General features: G+C 72.3%; 16 protein-coding genes and 5 tRNA genes. 15 read left to right on the forward strand and 6 right to left on the reverse strand.

Annotation, left to right across the window (positions count from 1 at the left end):
• Positions 1-47 precede the first annotated feature (47 nt).
• The 3 genes from ACFYNO_RS36180 to ACFYNO_RS36190 form a co-directional block, all read right to left on the reverse strand.
• A complete protein-coding gene (locus ACFYNO_RS36180) occupies positions 48-464 on the reverse strand; it encodes a DUF742 domain-containing protein (RefSeq protein WP_388021854.1) in 417 nt (138 codons plus the stop codon).
• 103 nt (positions 465-567) lie between these two features.
• Positions 568-981, reverse strand: a complete 414-nt coding sequence (locus ACFYNO_RS36185) for a roadblock/LC7 domain-containing protein (RefSeq protein WP_388021856.1) — start codon at positions 979-981, stop codon at positions 568-570.
• Between the two features lie 10 nt (positions 982-991).
• Entirely contained in the window at positions 992-4,768 is a 3,777-nt protein-coding gene (locus ACFYNO_RS36190) for a nitrate- and nitrite sensing domain-containing protein (RefSeq protein WP_388021858.1), read from the reverse strand.
• 512 nt (positions 4,769-5,280) lie between these two features.
• On the opposite strand from ACFYNO_RS36190, the gene ACFYNO_RS36195 reads away from it, so the two are divergent.
• From ACFYNO_RS36195 to ACFYNO_RS36230, 8 genes are all read left to right on the forward strand, one after another.
• The gene (locus tag ACFYNO_RS36195) at positions 5,281-5,499 is read left to right on the forward strand and encodes a hypothetical protein (RefSeq protein WP_388021860.1); all 219 of its coding nucleotides are present in this window, start codon (positions 5,281-5,283) and stop codon (positions 5,497-5,499) included.
• A gap of 119 nt (positions 5,500-5,618) precedes the next feature.
• On the forward strand, positions 5,619-6,416 hold the full coding sequence (locus ACFYNO_RS36200) for a fumarylacetoacetate hydrolase family protein (protein ID WP_388021862.1): 798 nt from the start codon (positions 5,619-5,621) through the stop codon (positions 6,414-6,416).
• Positions 6,409-7,911, forward strand: a complete 1,503-nt coding sequence (gltX, locus tag ACFYNO_RS36205) for a glutamate--tRNA ligase (RefSeq protein ID WP_388021864.1) — start codon at positions 6,409-6,411, stop codon at positions 7,909-7,911. Before ACFYNO_RS36200 ends, gltX begins: the two co-directional genes overlap by 8 nt.
• A gap of 222 nt (positions 7,912-8,133) precedes the next feature.
• Positions 8,134-8,205, forward strand: a tRNA-Gln gene (locus ACFYNO_RS36210).
• Positions 8,206-8,237: 32 nt separating this feature from the next.
• A tRNA-Glu gene (locus ACFYNO_RS36215) sits at positions 8,238-8,310 on the forward strand.
• A gap of 31 nt (positions 8,311-8,341) precedes the next feature.
• Positions 8,342-8,414: transfer RNA gene (locus ACFYNO_RS36220), tRNA-Glu, on the forward strand.
• Positions 8,415-8,448: 34 nt separating this feature from the next.
• Positions 8,449-8,524: transfer RNA gene (locus ACFYNO_RS36225), tRNA-Glu, on the forward strand.
• Between the two features lie 40 nt (positions 8,525-8,564).
• Positions 8,565-8,639, forward strand: a tRNA-Gln gene (locus tag ACFYNO_RS36230).
• Positions 8,640-8,750: 111 nt separating this feature from the next.
• Here ACFYNO_RS36230 and ndgR read toward each other — a convergent pair.
• Complete coding sequence (ndgR, locus tag ACFYNO_RS36235; RefSeq protein ID WP_388021866.1) at positions 8,751-9,464, reverse strand: IclR family transcriptional regulator NdgR; 714 nt, start codon at positions 9,462-9,464, stop codon at positions 8,751-8,753.
• Between the two features lie 151 nt (positions 9,465-9,615).
• Here ndgR and leuC point away from each other — a divergent pair, with 151 nt between their 5' ends.
• From leuC to ACFYNO_RS36255, 4 genes are all read left to right on the forward strand, one after another.
• The gene (gene leuC / locus ACFYNO_RS36240) at positions 9,616-11,037 is read left to right on the forward strand and encodes a 3-isopropylmalate dehydratase large subunit (protein ID WP_388021868.1); all 1,422 of its coding nucleotides are present in this window, start codon (positions 9,616-9,618) and stop codon (positions 11,035-11,037) included.
• A 3-nt stretch (positions 11,038-11,040) separates the two neighbouring features.
• Positions 11,041-11,637 carry a 3-isopropylmalate dehydratase small subunit gene (leuD, locus tag ACFYNO_RS36245; RefSeq protein ID WP_388021870.1) on the forward strand — a complete coding sequence of 199 codons (597 nt, stop codon included), beginning with the start codon at positions 11,041-11,043 and terminating at the stop codon, positions 11,635-11,637.
• A 169-nt stretch (positions 11,638-11,806) separates the two neighbouring features.
• Positions 11,807-12,163 (forward strand): hypothetical protein, encoded by a 357-nt coding sequence (locus ACFYNO_RS36250; protein WP_388021872.1) that lies wholly within the window; start codon positions 11,807-11,809, stop codon positions 12,161-12,163.
• A gap of 133 nt (positions 12,164-12,296) precedes the next feature.
• Complete coding sequence (locus ACFYNO_RS36255) at positions 12,297-12,968, forward strand: HU family DNA-binding protein (RefSeq protein ID WP_388021874.1); 672 nt, start codon at positions 12,297-12,299, stop codon at positions 12,966-12,968.
• A gap of 141 nt (positions 12,969-13,109) precedes the next feature.
• Here ACFYNO_RS36255 and ACFYNO_RS36260 read toward each other — a convergent pair whose 3' ends face one another.
• A complete protein-coding gene (locus ACFYNO_RS36260; protein ID WP_388021876.1) occupies positions 13,110-13,331 on the reverse strand; it encodes a hypothetical protein in 222 nt (73 codons plus the stop codon).
• 21 nt (positions 13,332-13,352) lie between these two features.
• The gene (gene cofC, locus ACFYNO_RS36265) at positions 13,353-14,018 is read right to left on the reverse strand and encodes a 2-phospho-L-lactate guanylyltransferase (protein ID WP_388021877.1); all 666 of its coding nucleotides are present in this window, start codon (positions 14,016-14,018) and stop codon (positions 13,353-13,355) included.
• 132 nt (positions 14,019-14,150) lie between these two features.
• On the opposite strand from cofC, the gene ACFYNO_RS36270 reads away from it, so the two are divergent.
• The 3 genes from ACFYNO_RS36270 (at position 14,151) to ACFYNO_RS36280 (ending at position 17,153) form a co-directional block, all read left to right on the forward strand.
• Positions 14,151-14,933, forward strand: a complete 783-nt coding sequence (locus ACFYNO_RS36270) for a lysophospholipid acyltransferase family protein (RefSeq protein WP_388021879.1) — start codon at positions 14,151-14,153, stop codon at positions 14,931-14,933.
• Positions 14,934-15,938: an NAD(P)H-dependent glycerol-3-phosphate dehydrogenase gene (locus ACFYNO_RS36275; protein ID WP_388021881.1), complete on the forward strand. Its 1,005-nt coding sequence runs from the start codon at positions 14,934-14,936 to the stop codon at positions 15,936-15,938.
• Between the two features lie 72 nt (positions 15,939-16,010).
• Complete coding sequence (locus ACFYNO_RS36280; protein WP_388021883.1) at positions 16,011-17,153, forward strand: D-alanine--D-alanine ligase family protein; 1,143 nt, start codon at positions 16,011-16,013, stop codon at positions 17,151-17,153.
• The last annotated feature ends 52 nt before the right edge of the window (positions 17,154-17,205 follow it).

A 17,205-nucleotide genomic window follows, 5' to 3' on the forward strand; every position in this document is an offset into this window, starting at 1 on the left:
CCGCGACGACGATCTTCGCGGAGGTGGTGGCCCGGGTGGCGGCGGGGCTAGAGCTTGCGAAGTCCACTGAGGACCCTTTCGAGCAGCGTGACGTCCGGCGTTCCGCCCGTCTCGCCGGCGGCGGCGGGCTGGTGGATGGCGACCAGGCCGGCTTCGGCCAGGTCGGCGACGAGGATCCGGGCCACCCCCAGCGGCACACCGGTCAGGGCCGAGATCTCGGCCACCGACTTGACCTCCTGGCACAGCTGGACGATCCGCTGGTGCTCGGGCAGCAGGCCGCCGGAGCGGGCCGCGTTCCCGGTGGTGGAGATCAGCGCCTCGATCGCGAGCTGGTACCGGGGGCGGGTGCGGCCGCCGACCATGGCGTACGGCCGGACCAGCGGCTGCTGCTCGTAGCCGCCCTGGTCGCCGTAGCCGGAGCCGTACCCGCTGCCGTATGAACCGGCCGGTGTCGGGGGCGTCATCTGGATCCTCCTTGCGCTGCTGCTGAAGTCGCGTCAGCTGTGGGATGGGACGTCGGGCCCGGTACGCGCGGCCGGGCCCGACGGAGGGTGGTCTGACTCCCGATCAGTGCAGGAGGCTGCCCTGGAGTTCGGCGCGGAGGGCCGGGGTGAGGACCGCCCCGGCCCGGTCGACCAGCAGGGCCATCTCGTAGCCGACCAGGCCGATGTCCGAGTCGGGGGAGGCGAGCACCGCGAGCGAGGAGCCGTCGCTGACGGCCATCAGGAAGAGGAAGCCGCGCTCCATCTCCACGACGGTCTGGTTGACCTCGCCGCCCTCGAAGATCCGGCTGGCGCCGGAGGTCAGCGAGGTCAGGCCGGAGGCGACGGCGGCGAGCTGGTCGGCGCGGTCGCGCGGGAAGCCCTCGGACATGGCCAGCAGGAGCCCGTCGGCGGAGACCACCACCGTGTGCGACACCCCGGGGGTGTTCACCACGAAATTGGTGATCAGCCAGTTCAGGTTGCTGGCTGCCTGACTCATCTGACTCAACTCAACGCTCCTGGTTCTGAGTGCCGAAGCCGTAGCCGCTCTCCGGACCGAAGCCGTTGCCCTCCGGTGCCGCAGAACGGTAGCCCCCCTGACCGTCACCGGCAGCGGTGGGGTTGCCGAAACCGTCGAACGACCGGTCGACGGCGGGGGTCTGCTGGGTCGACTCGGCGCCGGCCCGGCGGCCCTGCTGGATGCCGCGGCGCAGGTTGGTCAGCCGGCCCCGCACCTCCTCCGGCGCCCGGGAGACCTGCGGGCCGGAGAGCGGCGCCGCCTCGGCGGTACCGGCCACCAGGTTGGCCTGCGGGGTGCGGCGCGGCAGGCCCGAGAGGGTCACGCCGTCCGAGGTGGGTTCGCGCAGCTGCTCGGCCCGGCGCCACCGCTCGTCGTTCGCCGAGGTGTGCCACGGGGTCTCGCCCGGACCGGGCCGGCCCTGCGGCTGGCTCTGAGGCTGGCCCTGAGCCGGCATCGGCTGCTGCGGAGGCTGCTGCTGGGACTGCTGCGGCACCTGCTGACCGGGCATCGAGGGCCGGCCCGGCTGGGCGGCCGCCGAGTGGAGGTCCGGCGCGGTGGTGCCGGGGCGCTGCGGCTGGTAGGGCTGGCGGCCCTGCTGCGGATCCCGGGTGTCGTTCACCTGGACCGAGGCCATCCGGCTGGCACCGCCGTTGCGGAACGCCTGATCCTCGCCCGGCGCCTGGCCGTGCTCGGCGCGGCGCGGCGGCAGCGCGGGCTGGCCGTACGGCTGCTGCGGAGCCTGCTGCTGGAGCTGCTGCTGCGGCGGGGCGAACGGGGACGGCTCGGCGGGCCGGCCGTACTGCTCGGCCGGCGGCTGCTGGCCGCCGCGCTGCTGCGGCTGCGGCGCGCCGACACTCGGCAGCACCGGCTCCACCAGGCCGAGGCCCAGCGGGTCGCGCGGGTCGATCTCGCTGGCCTCGAACCGCGGCCGGGCGAACGGCGCGGTGCTCTCGGCGGGTTCGGCCGGGGCCGAGCCGAGCACCGGCTGCTGCAGGGTCGGCGGGCCCTGCAGGTCGTCCTGCCGGGGCAGCTGGCCGTGCTGCTGCGCGGCGGCGGCGTTCGGCACGCCCGGGCGCTGCGGCAGACCGGCCGGGCGGCCGTTCGGGCCGACGTCGGTGCGCGGGGCCTGAGCCGGGCGGCCCTGGGTGCGGCCGTCCGCCCAGCCGTGCTGCGGCTGCTCGGCGGGACGCCCGTGGCCCTGCGGCGCGGTGGGCGCGGCTGGCATGGCGGGCGCACCGGGGCCGGCGGGGGCGCCGGGCGCCATCGGGGCGCCGCCGCGGCGCGGCATACCGGGCCCGCCGGGAGCGGGGCGGCGGCCCTGCTGCTGCGGCTGCTGCGGGCGGCCGGCCGGCGGGGTCTCCCGCAGCGCCTGGCCGACCTCGCGGGTGGGCAGGCCGGGGCCGCCCTGCGGGGCCGGCGCACCCGGACCGCTCGGGCCCTGGCCCAGCTGCGGGCGGCCGGCCGGCGCACCGGCGCCGCCGGGGCCCTGGCCGAGCGCGGGGGCCGGACGCTGCGGCAGGCCGGGGGCCTCGCCGCCGGGCAGCGGGGCGCGCTGCTGGCGCGGGGTCGGGCCGACGCCGCGCTGGGCGGCCTTGCCCTGCGGGCCGCCGGGGCGCGGACCGCGCCGGTCGGCGGAGTTGGTGACGTCCACCGGGAGCATGACCAGCGCGGTGGTGCCGCCGGAGTCGCTGGGGCGCAGCTGGATCCGGATGCCGTGGCGCAGCGACAGGCGGCCGACCACGAAGAGGCCCATCCGGCGGGAGACCGAGACGTCCACGGTCGGCGGGTTGGCCAGCCGCTCGTTGATCTCGGCCAGGTCGTCCGGGCTCAGGCCGATGCCGGTGTCGTGGATCTCGATCAGCACCCGGCCGTCCGGCAGGGCGTGGCCGGTGACCCGGACCCGGGTCTGCGGGCTGGAGAACGAGGTGGCGTTCTCGAGCAGCTCGGCGAGCAGGTGGACGAGGTCGTTGACGACCCGGCCGGCCACCTCGGCCGAGGGCACGGAGGCGAGTTCGATGCGCTCGTACTGCTCCACCTCGGAGGCGGCGGCGCGCAGCACGTCGACCAGCGGGACGGGGCGGGTCCACCGGCGGCCGGGGTCCTCGCCCGCGAGGACCAGCAGGTTCTCACCGTTGCGGCGCATGCGGGTCGCGAGGTGGTCGAGCTTGAAGAGGCTGGCCAGCTGGTCGGGGTCGGCCTCGCGGCTCTCCAGTTCGGAGATCAGCGACAGCTGGCGCTGGATCAGGCCCTGGCTGCGGCGCGAGAGGTTGGTGAACATCGAGTTGATGTTGCCGCGGAGCAGCGCCTGCTCGGCGGCCAGCCGGACCGCCTCGCTGTGCACCATGTCGAAGGCGTGCGCCACGTGGCCGATCTCGTCGGCCGAGTCGATGCCGACCGGCTCCACGGCCACGTCGACCTCGTGCGGGTCGCTCTCGGAGAGCGTCTTGACCAGCTCGGGCAGCCGCCGCTCGGCGACGTCCTCGGCCGCGGTCTGCAGCTTGGTCAGCGAGCGCACCATGGAGCGGGCCATCAGGGCCGCGCCGACCACGGCGACCAGCAGCACCAGCGCGACCAGCACGCCGTTGAGGATCACGTCGTTGTCGGCCTGCGACTGCAGCGACTGGGCCTTGCCCTTGAGCTCCTCGAGCAGCTGGTTCTCGATCGAGCGCTCGGCGTCGATCTTCACCGAGGCCTGGTCGTACCAGTCCTTGAAGCCGCGGGTGTCGGCCTGCCTGATGCCGTTGGCCTGCAGCACCTGGCCGGCGAACCGGTCGGACTGGTTGATCTCCGGGTTGAAGGTCAGCCGCTCGCGCAGCTTCTGCGCCTGGGTGGTGCCGTAGATCGCGTTGAAGTTGGCGGCCGCGTTCTGGTCGGCGGTGGTCAGACGGAAACCGAAGGACTGGTCCGAGGAGGAGAGGTCGGGGCCGCCCGGGCGGGCCAGCGCGGCGCTGATCAGCGCGCGCTGCATCGAGGTGCTCTCCTTCTCCAGCGAGAACTGCTCCAGCGCACGGGTGGACTTGACCAGGTCGGGGGAGTCCGAGCCGAGCGCGATCTCCTGGCTGATCGAGAGCAGGTCCTTGATGATCGTGTCGTAGGACGCGACCGTCGCCTCGATGTTGTTGACCTGGTTGTAGGCGTTGTTGCGGAAGTTCGACAGCAGCACCATGTCCTTGCGGACCTGCATGAGCAGGGAGTTGCCGCCGGCCAGGTCGAGGTTGTCGAAGGAGTCGGCCCGGGTGTTGTACGCCTTGGTCAGGTCGTCGGTGGTGCGACGGGCCGTGGTGACCGTGTCGTCCTGCACGGTCGGGAACGCGGTCAGCGGGCCGGCGCTGATGTCGCGCTCGGTCTCCAGGGCGTCGGCGAGCTGGGTCGCCTTGACCGCGAGGTCGCTCAGGTTGGCCATCTGGGCCAGCTGCTGGGAGCTCTGCATCGACCCGTTGATGCGCAGGCCGCCGAGGGCGAGCGCGACCACCACGGGGAGCAGCAGCAGGGCTATGAGACGGGTCCGGATGCGCCAGTTGCGCATCCGGAGGCGGCCGAGGCCGGTGGCCCGGCGCCGGTTCAGCGTGGTGCGCAGCCGGGCCCGGGAGAGCCGGCCGGCCTCGTCCTGCGCGTCCGGTCCGGCGTCCTGCTCGCCGTCCGGTTCTCCGTTGACCAGCCGATCACCGGGAACGGCGTCCGGCTCCGACTGGTGGGGGGCAGCGAGGGGCTCCGGCGACTCGGCCTGGCCTGCGGCGCCGCTACCCCTTTTGAAACGTCCCTGCACTGGCGTCGCAACCTCTGGACCGGGCGCCCCTGGGCCGCGAGGCCGGGGCGGTGTCGAGTTCATGTCGGCAATCCCGTGGAATCGGGAATGCACTCGGGCCGCCATGGGTAGACCTAGGGCGGTTCGTGGCATTCCAGCACAGCGGGGGGAGTCCAACAAGGGGCGGGGTGGCGGCCGGAGCGGTGCTACCGACCGCGCGCGGTGCCTCACGGACGGTGCGAGCGGGGGCAGGAATCCGGGCCTTTTCGGACACTCCGTGACTGGCGGCCAGGTGAACGCCACTCGAACGGCCTTCCGGTATGCCGGACAGTTCCGAATTGTCGGAATTTACTTCTTGGGTGAAATATCCAGTATGCGGGCCTTGTCGGCGAAATTGTGAGCAAAATCACAGGCCAATGTGTAGCTTTGGTCACGGCCACTGTGGAATGAGATCCCTACCCTGGCTCCTTGCGACCAGGAGGCGTGCCACGAGACCGCGATGGCACCCGTCCCGAAACCGAAGGTGTGAATCGATGTCCCAGACGCCGGCCAAGCCCAACCCGTCGACGCTCGGCTCCCGTTCCACGGCGAACCCGCGCCGGACGACGCTGGCCTCGCTGGAGGACTTCAGCCAGCTTCCCGGCGGCCGCTCGGTGGAGGCCGTCGAGTACGCCCGCGAGCTGCCGACCAGCACCGCGAACCCGCGCCGTACCAAGCTGATGGTGGTGCCCAAGCAGCAGCAGGAGAGCTGAGACGCCTCCTTCACACTCCTGGTCGAGGGCGCCGTCACCCCTGGTGGCGGCGCCCTCGCCCGTTCCCCGGGCGATAGCCTGGGGCGGAATCGACCCCAGTACCGGAAAGGTCGCCCAGCGTGCGTATCGCGAGATTCTCAGTTCGTGAAGGAGCGGCCGCGGGCAGCGTCTCCTTCGGCGTGGTCGAGGGCGACCCGAACCAGCCGGCGTCGCTGGTGGTGCACGCGCTCTCCGGGCACCCGTTCGGCACCCCCGAACCCACCGGGGAGAGCTACCCGCTGGCCGCGGTCCGGCTGCACAGCCCGATGCTCCCCAGCAAGATCGTCGCGGTCGGCCGCAACTACGCGGCGCACGCGGCCGAGCTCGGCAACCAGGTCCCGGACGTCCCGCTCACCTTCTTCAAGCCCTCCACCTCGGTGATCGGCCCGACCGAGGCGATCGCCTACCCGCCGTTCAGCAGTGACGTGCAGCACGAGGCGGAGCTGGCCGTGGTGATCGGGCGGATGTGCCGCGAGGTGCCGGTGGACCGGGTGCCCGAGGTCGTCTTCGGCTACACCTGCGCCAACGACGTCACCGCGCGCGACGTCCAGCAGCGCGAGGGCCAGTGGGCCCGGGCCAAGGGCTTCGACACCGCCTGCCCGCTCGGCCCGTGGATCGAGACCGGCCTCGACCCGGCCGACCTGGCCATCACCTGCACGGTCAACGGGGAGCTGCGCCAGACCGGGCGCACCTCGCTGATGGTCCGCGGCGTCCCCGAGCTGATCGCGCACATCTCCGAGGCCATGACGCTGCTCCCGGGCGACGTCATCCTCACCGGCACCCCCGCGGGTGTCGGACCCCTGCACGTCGGCGACGAGGTCGCCGTCTCCATCGAAGGCATCGGCACTCTCACCAACAAGGTGATCAAGCGTGGCTAACGCAGCAAACCCGGACGTCCGGGTCCGCTTCTGTCCGTCCCCCACCGGCAACCCGCACGTCGGCCTGGTCCGCACCGCGCTGTTCAACTGGGCCTTCGCCCGGCACAACGGCGGCACCCTGGTGTTCCGGATCGAGGACACCGACGCGGCCCGGGACTCCGAGGACTCGTACAACCAGCTGCTCGACGCGATGCGCTGGCTGGGCTTCGACTGGGACGAGGGCCCCGAGGTCGGCGGCCCGCACGAGCCCTACCGGCAGTCCCAGCGGATGGACATCTACGCGGACGTGGCCCGCCGGCTGCACGAGGCCGGGCACGCCTACGAGTGCTTCTGCACCACCGAGGAGCTGGACGCCCGCCGCGAGGCGGCCCGCGCCGCCGGCCTGCCCTCCGGCTACGACGGCCTGTGCCGCACCCTGACCGAGGAGCAGAAGGCGATCTACCGGGCCGAGGGCCGGCAGCCGATCCTGCGGTTCCGGATGCCCGACCACGCGCTCGCCTTCGAGGACCTGGTCCGCGGCACCGTCACCTTCGAGGCCAAGGACGTGCCGGACTACGGCATCGTCCGGGCCAACGGCGCCCCGCTCTACACCCTGGTCAACCCGGTGGACGACGCCCTGATGGGCATCACCCACGTGCTCCGCGGCGAGGACCTGCTCTCCTCGACGCCCCGTCAGATCGCGCTCTACGCGGCGCTCGCCGAGATCGGCGTGGGCAACGGCACCACCCCGCTCTTCGGCCACCTGCCGTACGTGATGGGCGAGGGCAACAAGAAGCTCTCCAAGCGCGACCCGCAGGCCAGCCTCAACCTCTACCGGGAGCGCGGCTTCCTGCCCGAGGGCCTGCTCAACTACCTGGCCCTGCTGGGCTGGTCGCTGGCCGAGGACCGGGACCGGTTCTCCATGGCCGAGCTGGTCGAGGCGTTCGACATCGGCAAGGTGAACGCCAACCCGGCCCGGTTCGACCTGAAGAAGGCCGAGTCGATCAACGCCGACCACCTGCGGCTGCTGGAGCCGGAGGACTTCGTCCAGCGGCTGGTCCCGTACCTCCAGGCCCCCGGCCTGCTGCCGGCCGAGCCCGGCGCCGAGCAGCTCGACCTGCTGCGCAGGGCCGCCCCGCTCACCCAGGAGCGGATGGTGGTGCTCTCCGAGGTCACCGACATGCTCGGCTTCCTCTTCGTGGACCCGGCCGAGTTCGCGGTGAACCCGGAGGACGCCGCCAAGGCGCTGACCGCCGACTCCCGCCCGGTGCTGGAGGCCAGCGTGAAGGCGCTGGAGGAGCTGGCGGACTTCACCCCGGAGCCGATCCAGGCGGCGCTGCGCGAGGTGCTGGTGGAGGGCCTGGGCATCAAGCCCAAGTTCGCCTTCACCCCGCTGCGGGTGGCCGTCACCGGCCGCCGGATCTCCCCGCCGCTCTTCGAGTCGATGGAGCTGCTCGGCCGGCCCGAGACGCTGCGCCGGCTGCGGTCCGCGCTGGACGCCCTGCCGGCCTCCTGAGCCGCCCGCGGACCTGGTCACGGCGCCCCGCCGGGGCCGGGTCCGCGGCCCCGGCGGGCCTGCCTGCGGTTATCGATTTTGGAGCGGGGCCGGGCGTCGGGTAATGTTCTTTCTGCGCCGCCCGGGAGGGCAACGGAGAGGGACCAGAGACCTCACCGGTCACCACCCCCCGAACCGCGGAGCGAACATCCGAGCAAGACTCCAGCAGGGGTTGAGTTCTGATGGGGTATGGTGTAATTGGCAGCACGAGTGATTCTGGTTCATTTAGTCTAGGTTCGAGTCCTGGTACCCCAGCGCAGTACCCCGCAGCGATGCGGGAACAGCAAGCCCCCGTTGTGTAGCGGCCTAGCACGCTGCCCTCTCACGGCAGTAGCGCCGGTTCGAATCCGGTCGGGGGTACGCAATGCAGTAAGTGAATTGCATAGCAGGAGCCCCCGTTGTGTAGCGGCCTAGCACGCTGCCCTCTCACGGCAGTAGCGCCGGTTCGAATCCGGTCGGGGGTACGCAGTGCGGGCTTCGTCCCGTGCGGCATGGTGAGCCCCCGTTGTGTAGCGGCCTAGCACGCTGCCCTCTCACGGCAGTAGCGCCGGTTCGAATCCGGTCGGGGGTACCAGTGAACCAGCCGGTGGTCGAAAACCATCGGCTGGTTGCTGTGGGATATGGTGTAATTGGCAGCACGACTGATTCTGGTTCAGTTAGTCTAGGTTCGAGTCCTGGTATCCCAGCCAGTAAAGAAAGCCCCCGGAATCCGGGGGCTTCTGTGTTTTCCGGGGAATTCCGGCGGAATGCGTGAACGGGCCGCGCACCGGGTGGGGTGCGCGGCCCGGGGGAACGGGTGGTCAGCCGCGGCGCAGCGCCTCGCTGAGCCGGTTGGCGGCCTCGACGATGGCCTGGGCGTGCAGCCGGCCCGGGTGGCGGGTCAGCCGCTCGATCGGGCCGGAGACCGAGACGGCGGCCACCACGCGGTTGGAGGGCCCGCGGACCGGCGCGGAGACGGAGGCCACGCCGGGCTCCCGCTCGCCGATCGACTGGGCCCAGCCGCGCCGCCGGACGCCGCTGAGCGCGGTGGCGGTGAACCGGGCGCCCTGGAGGCCGCGGTGCAGCCGCTCGGGCTCCTCCCAGGCGAGCAGCACCTGGGCGGCGGAGCCGGCCTTCATCGGCAGGGTGCTGCCGACCGGGACGGTGTCCCGCAGACCGGAGAGCCGCTCGGCGGCGGCGACGCAGATCCGCATCTCGCCCTGCCGGCGGTAGAGCTGTGCGCTCTCGCCGGTGACGTCGCGCAGGTGGGTCAGGACCGGGCCCGCGGTGGCGAGCAGCCGGTCCTCGCCCGCCGCGGCGGAGAGTTCGGCGAGCCGGGGTCCGAGGATGAACCGGCCCTGCATGTCCCTGGTGACCAGGCGGTGGTGTTCGAGTGCGACGGCGAGTCTGTGGGCCGTGGGCCGCGCCAGACCGGTGGCGGCGACCAGCCCCGCCAACGTGGCGGGGCCCGACTCCAGTGCGCTGAGCACCAGAGCGGCCTTGTCGAGAACGCCGACGCCGCTAGTGTTGTCCATGCACCGATACTGCAGTCTCAGTGGGCGAGACGCAAGTTCAATCTCGCGAGAAACCCGTCACCCTTGATGGAGCACCCCGGACAAACCCCCGGGGAACGGGCACCCCACGACCACGATCAGGCCGGCAGAGCGGCCGGCTGGAGGGAACGCGATGGGACGGACACTGGCAGAGAAGGTCTGGGACGACCACGTCGTCCGGCGCGCCGAGGGCGAGCCCGACCTGCTCTACATCGACCTGCACCTGCTGCACGAGGTCACCAGCCCGCAGGCCTTCGACGGCCTCCGGCTGGCCGGCCGCCAGGTCCGCCGGACCGACCTCACGATCGCCACCGAGGACCACAACACCCCGACCCTGGACATCGACAAGCCGATCGCCGACCCGGTCTCCAAGGTGCAGCTGGAGACCCTGCGCCGCAACGCGGCCGAGTTCGGCGTCCGGATCCACTCGCTGGGCGACGTCGAGCAGGGCGTGGTCCACGTGGTGGGACCGCAGCTGGGCCTGACCCAGCCGGGCACCACGGTGGTCTGCGGCGACTCCCACACCTCCACCCACGGCGCCTTCGGCGCGCTGGCCTTCGGCATCGGCACCAGCCAGGTCGAGCACGTGCTGGCCACCCAGACGCTGCCGCTGGCCCCGTTCAAGACCATGGCGATCACGGTCGAGGGCGAGCTGCCGGAGGGCGTCACCGCCAAGGACCTGATCCTGGCGATCATCGCCAAGATCGGCACCGGCGGCGGCCAGGGCTACGTCCTGGAGTACCGCGGCTCGGCGATCCGGAACCTCTCCATGGAGGCCCGGATGACCATCTGCAACATGTCCATCGAGGCGGGCGCCCGGGCCGGCATGATCGCCCCGGACCGGACCACCTTCGACTACCTGCAGGGCCGTCCGCACGCCCCGCAGGGCGAGGACTGGGACGCCGCGGTCGCCTACTGGGAGACCCTGGCCACCGACGAGGACGCGGTCTTCGACGCCGAGGTGCTGATCGACGCGAGCGAGCTGACCCCGTTCGTCACCTGGGGCACCAACCCGGGCCAGGGCGCGCCGCTGGGCGCCTCGGTGCCGGACCCGGCGGACTTCGAGGACCCGCAGGAGCGGATCGCCGCCGAGAACGCGCTGACCTACATGGGCCTGACCGCCGGCACCCCGCTGCGCGAGGTCGCGGTGGACGCGGTCTTCGTCGGCTCCTGCACCAACGGCCGGATCGAGGACCTGCGGGCCGCCGCGGCGATCCTGGACGGCCGCCAGGTGGCCGAGGGCGTCCGGATGCTGGTCGTCCCCGGCTCGGTGCGGGTCGCGCTGCAGGCCGTCGAGGAGGGCCTGGACAAGGTCTTCACCGCCGCGGGCGCCGAGTGGCGGCACGCCGGCTGCTCGATGTGCCTGGGCATGAACCCGGACCAGCTGGCCCCGGGCGAGCGCTGCGCCTCCACCTCGAACCGCAACTTCGAGGGGCGCCAGGGCAAGGGCGGCCGCACCCACCTGGTCTCCCCGCAGGTCGCCGCCGCCACCGCGGTGCTCGGCCGCCTGGCCGCCCCGAGCGACCTGTCGAACAACGTCCCCGCGGAGGTCTGAGCCATGGAGAAGTTCACCACCCACACCGGCCGGGCCGTTCCGCTGCGGCGCAGCAATGTGGACACCGACCAGATCATCCCCGCCCATTGGCTCAAGAAGGTCACCCGCTCGGGTTTCGAGGACGGTCTGTTCGAAGCCTGGCGCAAGGACGAGTCGTTCATCCTGAACCAGCCGGAACGCCGGGGGGCGACCGTGCTGGTGGCCGGTCCTGAGTTCGGCACCGGATCGTCGCGCGAGCACGCGGTCTGGGCGCTGCAGAACTACGGGTTCCAGGCCGTGATCTCCTCGCGATTCGCCGATATCTTCCGCGGCAACTCGCTGAAGAACGGCCTGCTGACCGTGGTGCTGCCGCAGTCGACGGTGGAACAGCTCTGGGAGCTGATCGAGGCCGACCCGAACGCCGAGATCACGGTGGACCTGGAGGCGCGCGAGGTGCGCGCCGAGGGCGTGACCGCCGCGTTCGAGCTGGACGAGAACGTCCGTTGGCGCCTGCTCAACGGTCTGGACGACATCAGCATCACGCTGGCGAACGCTGATGACATCGCGACCTTCGAGGCGGCCCGGCCGAGCTTCAAGCCCCGGACCCAGCCGGTCGCCTGACCCACCGCAATCCGATGGCCCGCCCCCTTACCGGGGGGCGGGCCATCGGTCGTAGCGGGGGGGAGTTCACTCCTCACGCCCGGTCAGGAGTACGCCCCGGATACCGTCTCCATTTGCCGGAAGACGGGGCCCGCGCGTCGCAACTCCGAGTTGATGGCACAATCAGAGCATGCACCGGCACCATGAACCTCCGTACGCGGGCGGCGATCCCGCGTCATCGGACTTCGTGGACCGGGATCCCGGGAGTCGAATTGACGATCGGCTGGACAACGAGACCTCTGCCGACCCCGTCGGCGAGGTGCCGGACGAACCGGAAGTCGCAGCGCTCTACGCGCTTGTGGCAGAGCGGTTGAAGCAGGCTCACGCCCGCGTGCACGCGCTCCACGTGTCCGCTGAAGCAAAGACCGCTCTCGCCCGGCAACTGCTGATCGTCACCGAGACCGCCAAGCGCGATCTCCCGGAGGCGGCGCGGCGGTTGAGTCGCTTTGTGCAGGACCTCGACGAGGGGCGCCCGCCCCACGGCTGAGGTCACGGACGCGCAAATCCATTGCGACACTAGGGTGATTCGCGCGTTTGGTAATTGAAAGTCCGCAAATACATGCCTAACGTGCGAATTGAACGGATGGAATCATCCGGCGCCCGTTTCTGAAGGGGAAGACGTGAACAAGGCTCAGCTTGTCGAAGCGGTGGCCGAGCAGCTGGGTGGTCGCAAGGCTGCCGCAGAGGCCGTCGACGCAGTGCTCGACACCATGGTGCGTGCCGTTGTGGCCGGTGACCGGGTCTCGGTCACCGGGTTCGGCACCTTCGAGAAGGTGGAGCGCTCCGCGCGCTTCGCCCGCAACCCGCAGACCGGTGAGCGGGTCAAGGTCAAGAAGACCTCGGTGCCGCGCTTCCGTCCCGGCCAGGGCTTCAAGGACCTGGTCAGCGGCAGCAAGAAGCTCCCGAAGGACGGCCCGTCGGTCAAGAAGGCCCCCAAGGGCTCGCTGACCCCGGGCAAGAGCGGTGTCACCGCCGCGACCAAGCGCGCCGCCACCAAGCGCGCCGCCGCCGCGGCCGCCGAGGCTCCGGTCAAGAAGACCGCGGCGAAGAAGGCGACCACGGCCGCCAAGACCACCGCGGCCAAGAAGGCGACCGCCACCAAGACCACCGCGGCGAAGAAGACCACCACCGCGGCGGCGAAGAAGGCGACCACGGCCAAGACCGCCGCGGCCGCCAAGAAGACCACCACCGCCAAGGCGGCGGCCGCCAAGACCACGGCCGCCAAGAAGACCGCCCCGGCGAAGAAGACCACCACGCGCAAGACCACCGCGCGCAAGACCGCCGCGAAGTAACGCACGGTCAGGTGCCCCCTGCGGGCACCTGGTGGCAGGTCCAAGCAGCAGCGCCGCGGCGGCCCGCTCCCCGGAACCGGGGGACGGGCCGCCGCGGCGTTCGGCCGTCCGGGCAAGGCCGGGGCGCTGGTTGACGGGGCGTCAGCCCTGTTGCGGATCCGGGAAGGTCTGCAGGGTGACGAAGACCACCCGGCGGCCCTCGCCGCTGCCCTCGGTGCGGATCCGCACCCGCTGGCCGGGCCGCAGCAGCCGCAGGCCGCCGGCGTCGAAGGCGGCGGCGTCGAACGGCACCGGGGTGCCGTCGTCGAGCAGCACGGAGCCCGCCCGGGTGTCGGGGTCGAAGGTGAAAGCGGTGGCCTGCATGTGACCGATCCTACGGCTGGTTCAGATCGGCAGCGCCGCCGCCACCGACCTGGTGTGCGGACCGACGCCCAGCGCCAGCGCCTCGGCCAGGTCGGCCGCGGTGTCCACGTCCCGGCGCACCGACGGCACGTCGGGCAGCGCGAGTTCGGCGGCCCCGCCGGCCGCGTGCCGCCGCCGGGAGGCGCCGCCGAAGGCCGGGGCCAGCGGGCGGCCGGGGGAGCAGGCCAGCAGAGTGGTGCCGATCCCCGGGGCGTCCGCCAGGAACGCGCGCCCTTCGGACGGGACCGCGCCCAGCACTCGGGCGAGTTCGGCCGCGCGCAGGGCCGGCAGGTCGGCCGAGAGCGCGGCCAGGGGCGCGTCGGGGCGCAGCCGTCGCGCATGGGCGGCACCGTGCGACAGCGCGCCGTTGAGCCCGCCGCCCGGCTCGTCGGCCAGCACCAGCGCGCCCAGCGCGGCGAGCGCCTCGCCGGCCGCGCCGTCCCGGGAGACCACCAGCACCTGGCCGACCGCGGGGCAGTCCAGCGCGGCCGACACGGTGTCCAGGGCGAAGGCCAGGGCCAGCCGGGGGCGGTGCGCCCCGGCGAACGGCGCCAGCCGGGTCTTGGCACGCTCGAGCGCCTTGACCGGCAGCACCAGGCTCCAGGTCGAGGCCGGCGGCGCCGGGGGGCGTACGGTGTGCTCGGTCATCGGCGTCATTGTCCCGTCGGCCCGTCGGCGGCCGCCAGGGCACCCCCGTGCGAGGATGACCGGCGGTAGTGACCGAATCAGCCCGCATCCCGCGGCACCCCCGGTGCCGCACCACACGGAGGAGGACCCGGAGTGGCCCGCCGCTCTCACGCCGGATTCGGCAACGCGGACTACGGAGTCTGGTATCGACTGGCCGCGGTCCTGGTGAAGCCGGTGCTCACGGTGCTGGTGAAGCCCGAATGGAGCGGCTGGGAGAACTTCCCCGAGGAGGGCGGGTTCATCGCCGCGGTGAACCACAACTCCGCGATCGACCCCGTGGTGTACGGGCACTTCCAGTACAACAGCGGGCGCCCGCCGCGGATCCTGGCGAAGTCCTCGCTCTTCGACGTGCCGTTCATCGGCTTCATGCTCCGCAAGACGGGCCAGATCCCGGTCTACCGCGACTCCACCGACGCGGCGCGGGCCTTCCGGGCCGCCGCCGCCGCGATCGAGAACGGCCAGGTGGTCCAGTTCTACCCGGAAGGAACGATCACCCGGGATCCGGAGCTCTGGCCGATGACCGGCAAGAGCGGCGCGGCCCGGGTGGCGCTGATGACCGGTGCTCCGGTGATCCCGGTGGCGCACTGGGGCGCGCACGAGATCGTGCCGCCGTACGGGCGCGGACTGGGTGGCAAGAAGGCCGGGATCAGCCTGCGGCCGCGCCGCCGGGTGGTGGTGAAGGCCGGGCCGCCGGTGGACCTGAGCCGGTTCCAGGGCAAGGAGCTGACCAGCCAGGTGCTGCGCGAGGCGACCGAGGAGATCACCGCCGCCATCACCGCGGTACTGGAGGAGATCCGCGGGGAGAAGGCGCCGGCCGAGCGCTACGAGCTGCGCCGGGCCAGGGCCAAGCGTCAGCAGGGCGAGGAGAACGAGTAGATGACCACCCGCTGCGCCGTCTTCGGCACCGGCTCCTGGGGCACCCCCTTCGCCATGATCCTGGCCGACGCGGGGTGCGAGGTCGGCCTCTGGGGCCGCCGCCAGGAGCTGGTGGACACCATCGCGGCCACCCGCACCAACCCTGAGTACCTGCCCGGGATCGTGCTGCCGGACGCGGTCGCCCCGACCACCGACCCGGCCCGGGCGCTGGCCGGCGCCGACTTCGCGGTGCTGGCCGTGCCCTCCCAGACGCTCCGTCAGAACCTGGCCGCCTGGGCCCCGCTGATCGAGCCGCAGACCGTGCTGGTCTCGCTGATGAAGGGCATCGAACTCGGCACCGCCAAGCGGATGACCGAGGTGATCCGGGAGGTCGCCGGAGTCGGCGAGGACCGGGTCGCGGTGGTCTCCGGACCCAACCTGGCCCCGGAGATCGCCAAGCGGCAGCCGGCCGCCAGCGTGGTCGCCTGCGCCGACGAGTCGGTCGCCCGGCGGCTCCAGCAGGCCTGCCACACCCCGTACTTCCGCCCGTACACCAACACCGACGTGGTCGGCTGCGAACTCGGCGGCGCGGTCAAGAACGTGATCGGCCTGGCGGTCGGGATGGCCGACGGGATGGGCCTGGGCGACAACACCAAGGCCACCCTGATGACCCGCGGACTGGCCGAGATCACCCGGCTCGGGGTGGCGCTCGGCGCCGACCCGCTGACCTTCGCCGGGCTGGCCGGGATGGGCGACCTGATCGCCACCTGCTCCTCGCCGCTGAGCCGCAACCACACCTTCGGGGTCAACCTCGGCCGGGGCATGACGCTGGAACAGACGATCGCGGCCACCAAGCAGACCGCGGAGGGCGTCAAGTCCTGCGAGTCGGTGCTCGACCTGGCCCGGCGCAACGGCTGCGACATGCCGATCGTCGAGGCCGTGGTGGACGTGGTGCACAAGGGCAAGCCGACCCAGGCGGTGCTCAAGGACCTGATGGGGCGCTCGGCGAAGCCCGAGCGGCGGTAGCGTCCGAACGGCGGCAACCGGCGGTTTCCCCGCACGGAACCGGGACAACCGCACGGTAGTCTCATTTCCGATATGAGCATCGAACCGCACACCCAGGGTCAGGCGGCCAAGCCGCGCGTCGCGATCGTCTTCGGCGGCCGCTCCTCCGAGCACGGGGTCTCCGTGGTGACCGCGGCCGGCGTGCTGCGCGCGATCGACCGCAGCCGCTACGAGGTGCTGCCGGTCGGCATCACCCACGAGGGCCGCTGGGCCCTGGTCGGCGACGACCCGGACCGGATGGCGATCGCCGGCGGCCGGATGCCCGACGTCGACCAGGTGGCGGAGTCCGCCGAGGGCCAGCTGGCGCTGCCGGCCAGCCCGGCCAGCCGCGAGGTGGTCTGGAGCGAGCCCGGCGCCGCGCCCAAGGTGCTCGGCGAGGTCGACGTGGTGCTGCCGCTGCTGCACGGCCCGTGGGGCGAGGACGGCACCCTCCAGGGCCTGCTGGAGCTCTCCGGGGTGCCCTACGTCGGCTCCGGCGTGCTGGCCAGCGCGGTCGGCATGGACAAGGAGTACACCAAGCGGGTGCTGGAGTCCTTCGGCATCGGTGTCGGCCCGTACACCGTGGTCCGGCCGCGGGACTGGGAGAGCGAGGCCGGCCGGGAGGCCGCCCGGGAGCGGATCGCCGGGCTCGGCCTGCCGGTCTTCGTCAAGCCCTGCCGGGCCGGCTCCAGCATCGGCATCACCAAGGTCAAGGACCCCGCCGACCTGGACGCGGCGATCGCCGAGGCCCGCCGGCACGACCCCAAGGTGATCGTCGAGGCGATGCTGGAGGGCCGCGAGATCGAGTGCGGCGTGCTGGAGTTCGAGGACGGCCCGCGGCCCAGCCTGCCGGCCGAGGTGCTGGTCGGCGAGGGCTTCGAGTTCTACGACTTCGAGGCCAAGTACATCGACTCCTCCGAGGTGCGGATCCCGGCCGAGCTCACCGCCGCGCAGACCGAGGAGATCCGCCGCCAGGCGGTGGCCGCCTTCGAGGCGCTGGGCTGCGAGGGCCTGGCCCGGGTGGACTTCTTCCTGCTGACCGACGGCCGCTGGGTGGTCAACGAGGTCAACACGATGCCCGGCTTCACCCCCATCTCGGCGTACCCGAAGATGTGGGAGGCCACCGGGGTGCCCTACCCCGAGCTGATCGACCGCCTGCTGCAGGCCGCGCTGCGCCGCTCCACCGGCCTGCGCTGACCCGCGCGACAACGACGGAGCGCCGTACCCCGGGCGGGGTGCGGCGCTCCGT

It is taken from the genome of Kitasatospora sp. NPDC006697 (genome assembly GCF_042869935.1).
Lineage (GTDB): Bacteria > Actinomycetota > Actinomycetes > Streptomycetales > Streptomycetaceae > Kitasatospora.

Excerpts from the sequence above, each read along its gene's own strand:
- ACFYNO_RS36180 (WP_388021854.1), bottom strand. The coding sequence starts at position 464 with ATGACGCCCCCGACACCGGCCGGTTCATACGGCAGCGGGTACGGCTCC.
- ACFYNO_RS36185 (WP_388021856.1), bottom strand. The coding sequence starts at position 981 with ATGAGTCAGGCAGCCAGCAACCTGAACTGGCTGATCACCAATTTCGTG.
- ACFYNO_RS36195 (WP_388021860.1), top strand. The coding sequence starts at position 5,281 with ATGTCCCAGACGCCGGCCAAGCCCAACCCGTCGACGCTCGGCTCCCGT.
- ndgR (WP_388021866.1), bottom strand. The coding sequence starts at position 9,464 with ATGGACAACACTAGCGGCGTCGGCGTTCTCGACAAGGCCGCTCTGGTG.
- leuC (WP_388021868.1), top strand. The coding sequence starts at position 9,616 with ATGGGACGGACACTGGCAGAGAAGGTCTGGGACGACCACGTCGTCCGG.
- leuD (WP_388021870.1), top strand. The coding sequence starts at position 11,041 with ATGGAGAAGTTCACCACCCACACCGGCCGGGCCGTTCCGCTGCGGCGC.
- ACFYNO_RS36250 (WP_388021872.1), top strand. The coding sequence starts at position 11,807 with ATGCACCGGCACCATGAACCTCCGTACGCGGGCGGCGATCCCGCGTCA.
- ACFYNO_RS36260 (WP_388021876.1), bottom strand. The coding sequence starts at position 13,331 with ATGCAGGCCACCGCTTTCACCTTCGACCCCGACACCCGGGCGGGCTCC.
- cofC (WP_388021877.1), bottom strand. The coding sequence starts at position 14,018 with ATGACCGAGCACACCGTACGCCCCCCGGCGCCGCCGGCCTCGACCTGG.
- ACFYNO_RS36275 (WP_388021881.1), top strand. The coding sequence starts at position 14,934 with ATGACCACCCGCTGCGCCGTCTTCGGCACCGGCTCCTGGGGCACCCCC.
- ACFYNO_RS36280 (WP_388021883.1), top strand. The coding sequence starts at position 16,011 with ATGAGCATCGAACCGCACACCCAGGGTCAGGCGGCCAAGCCGCGCGTC.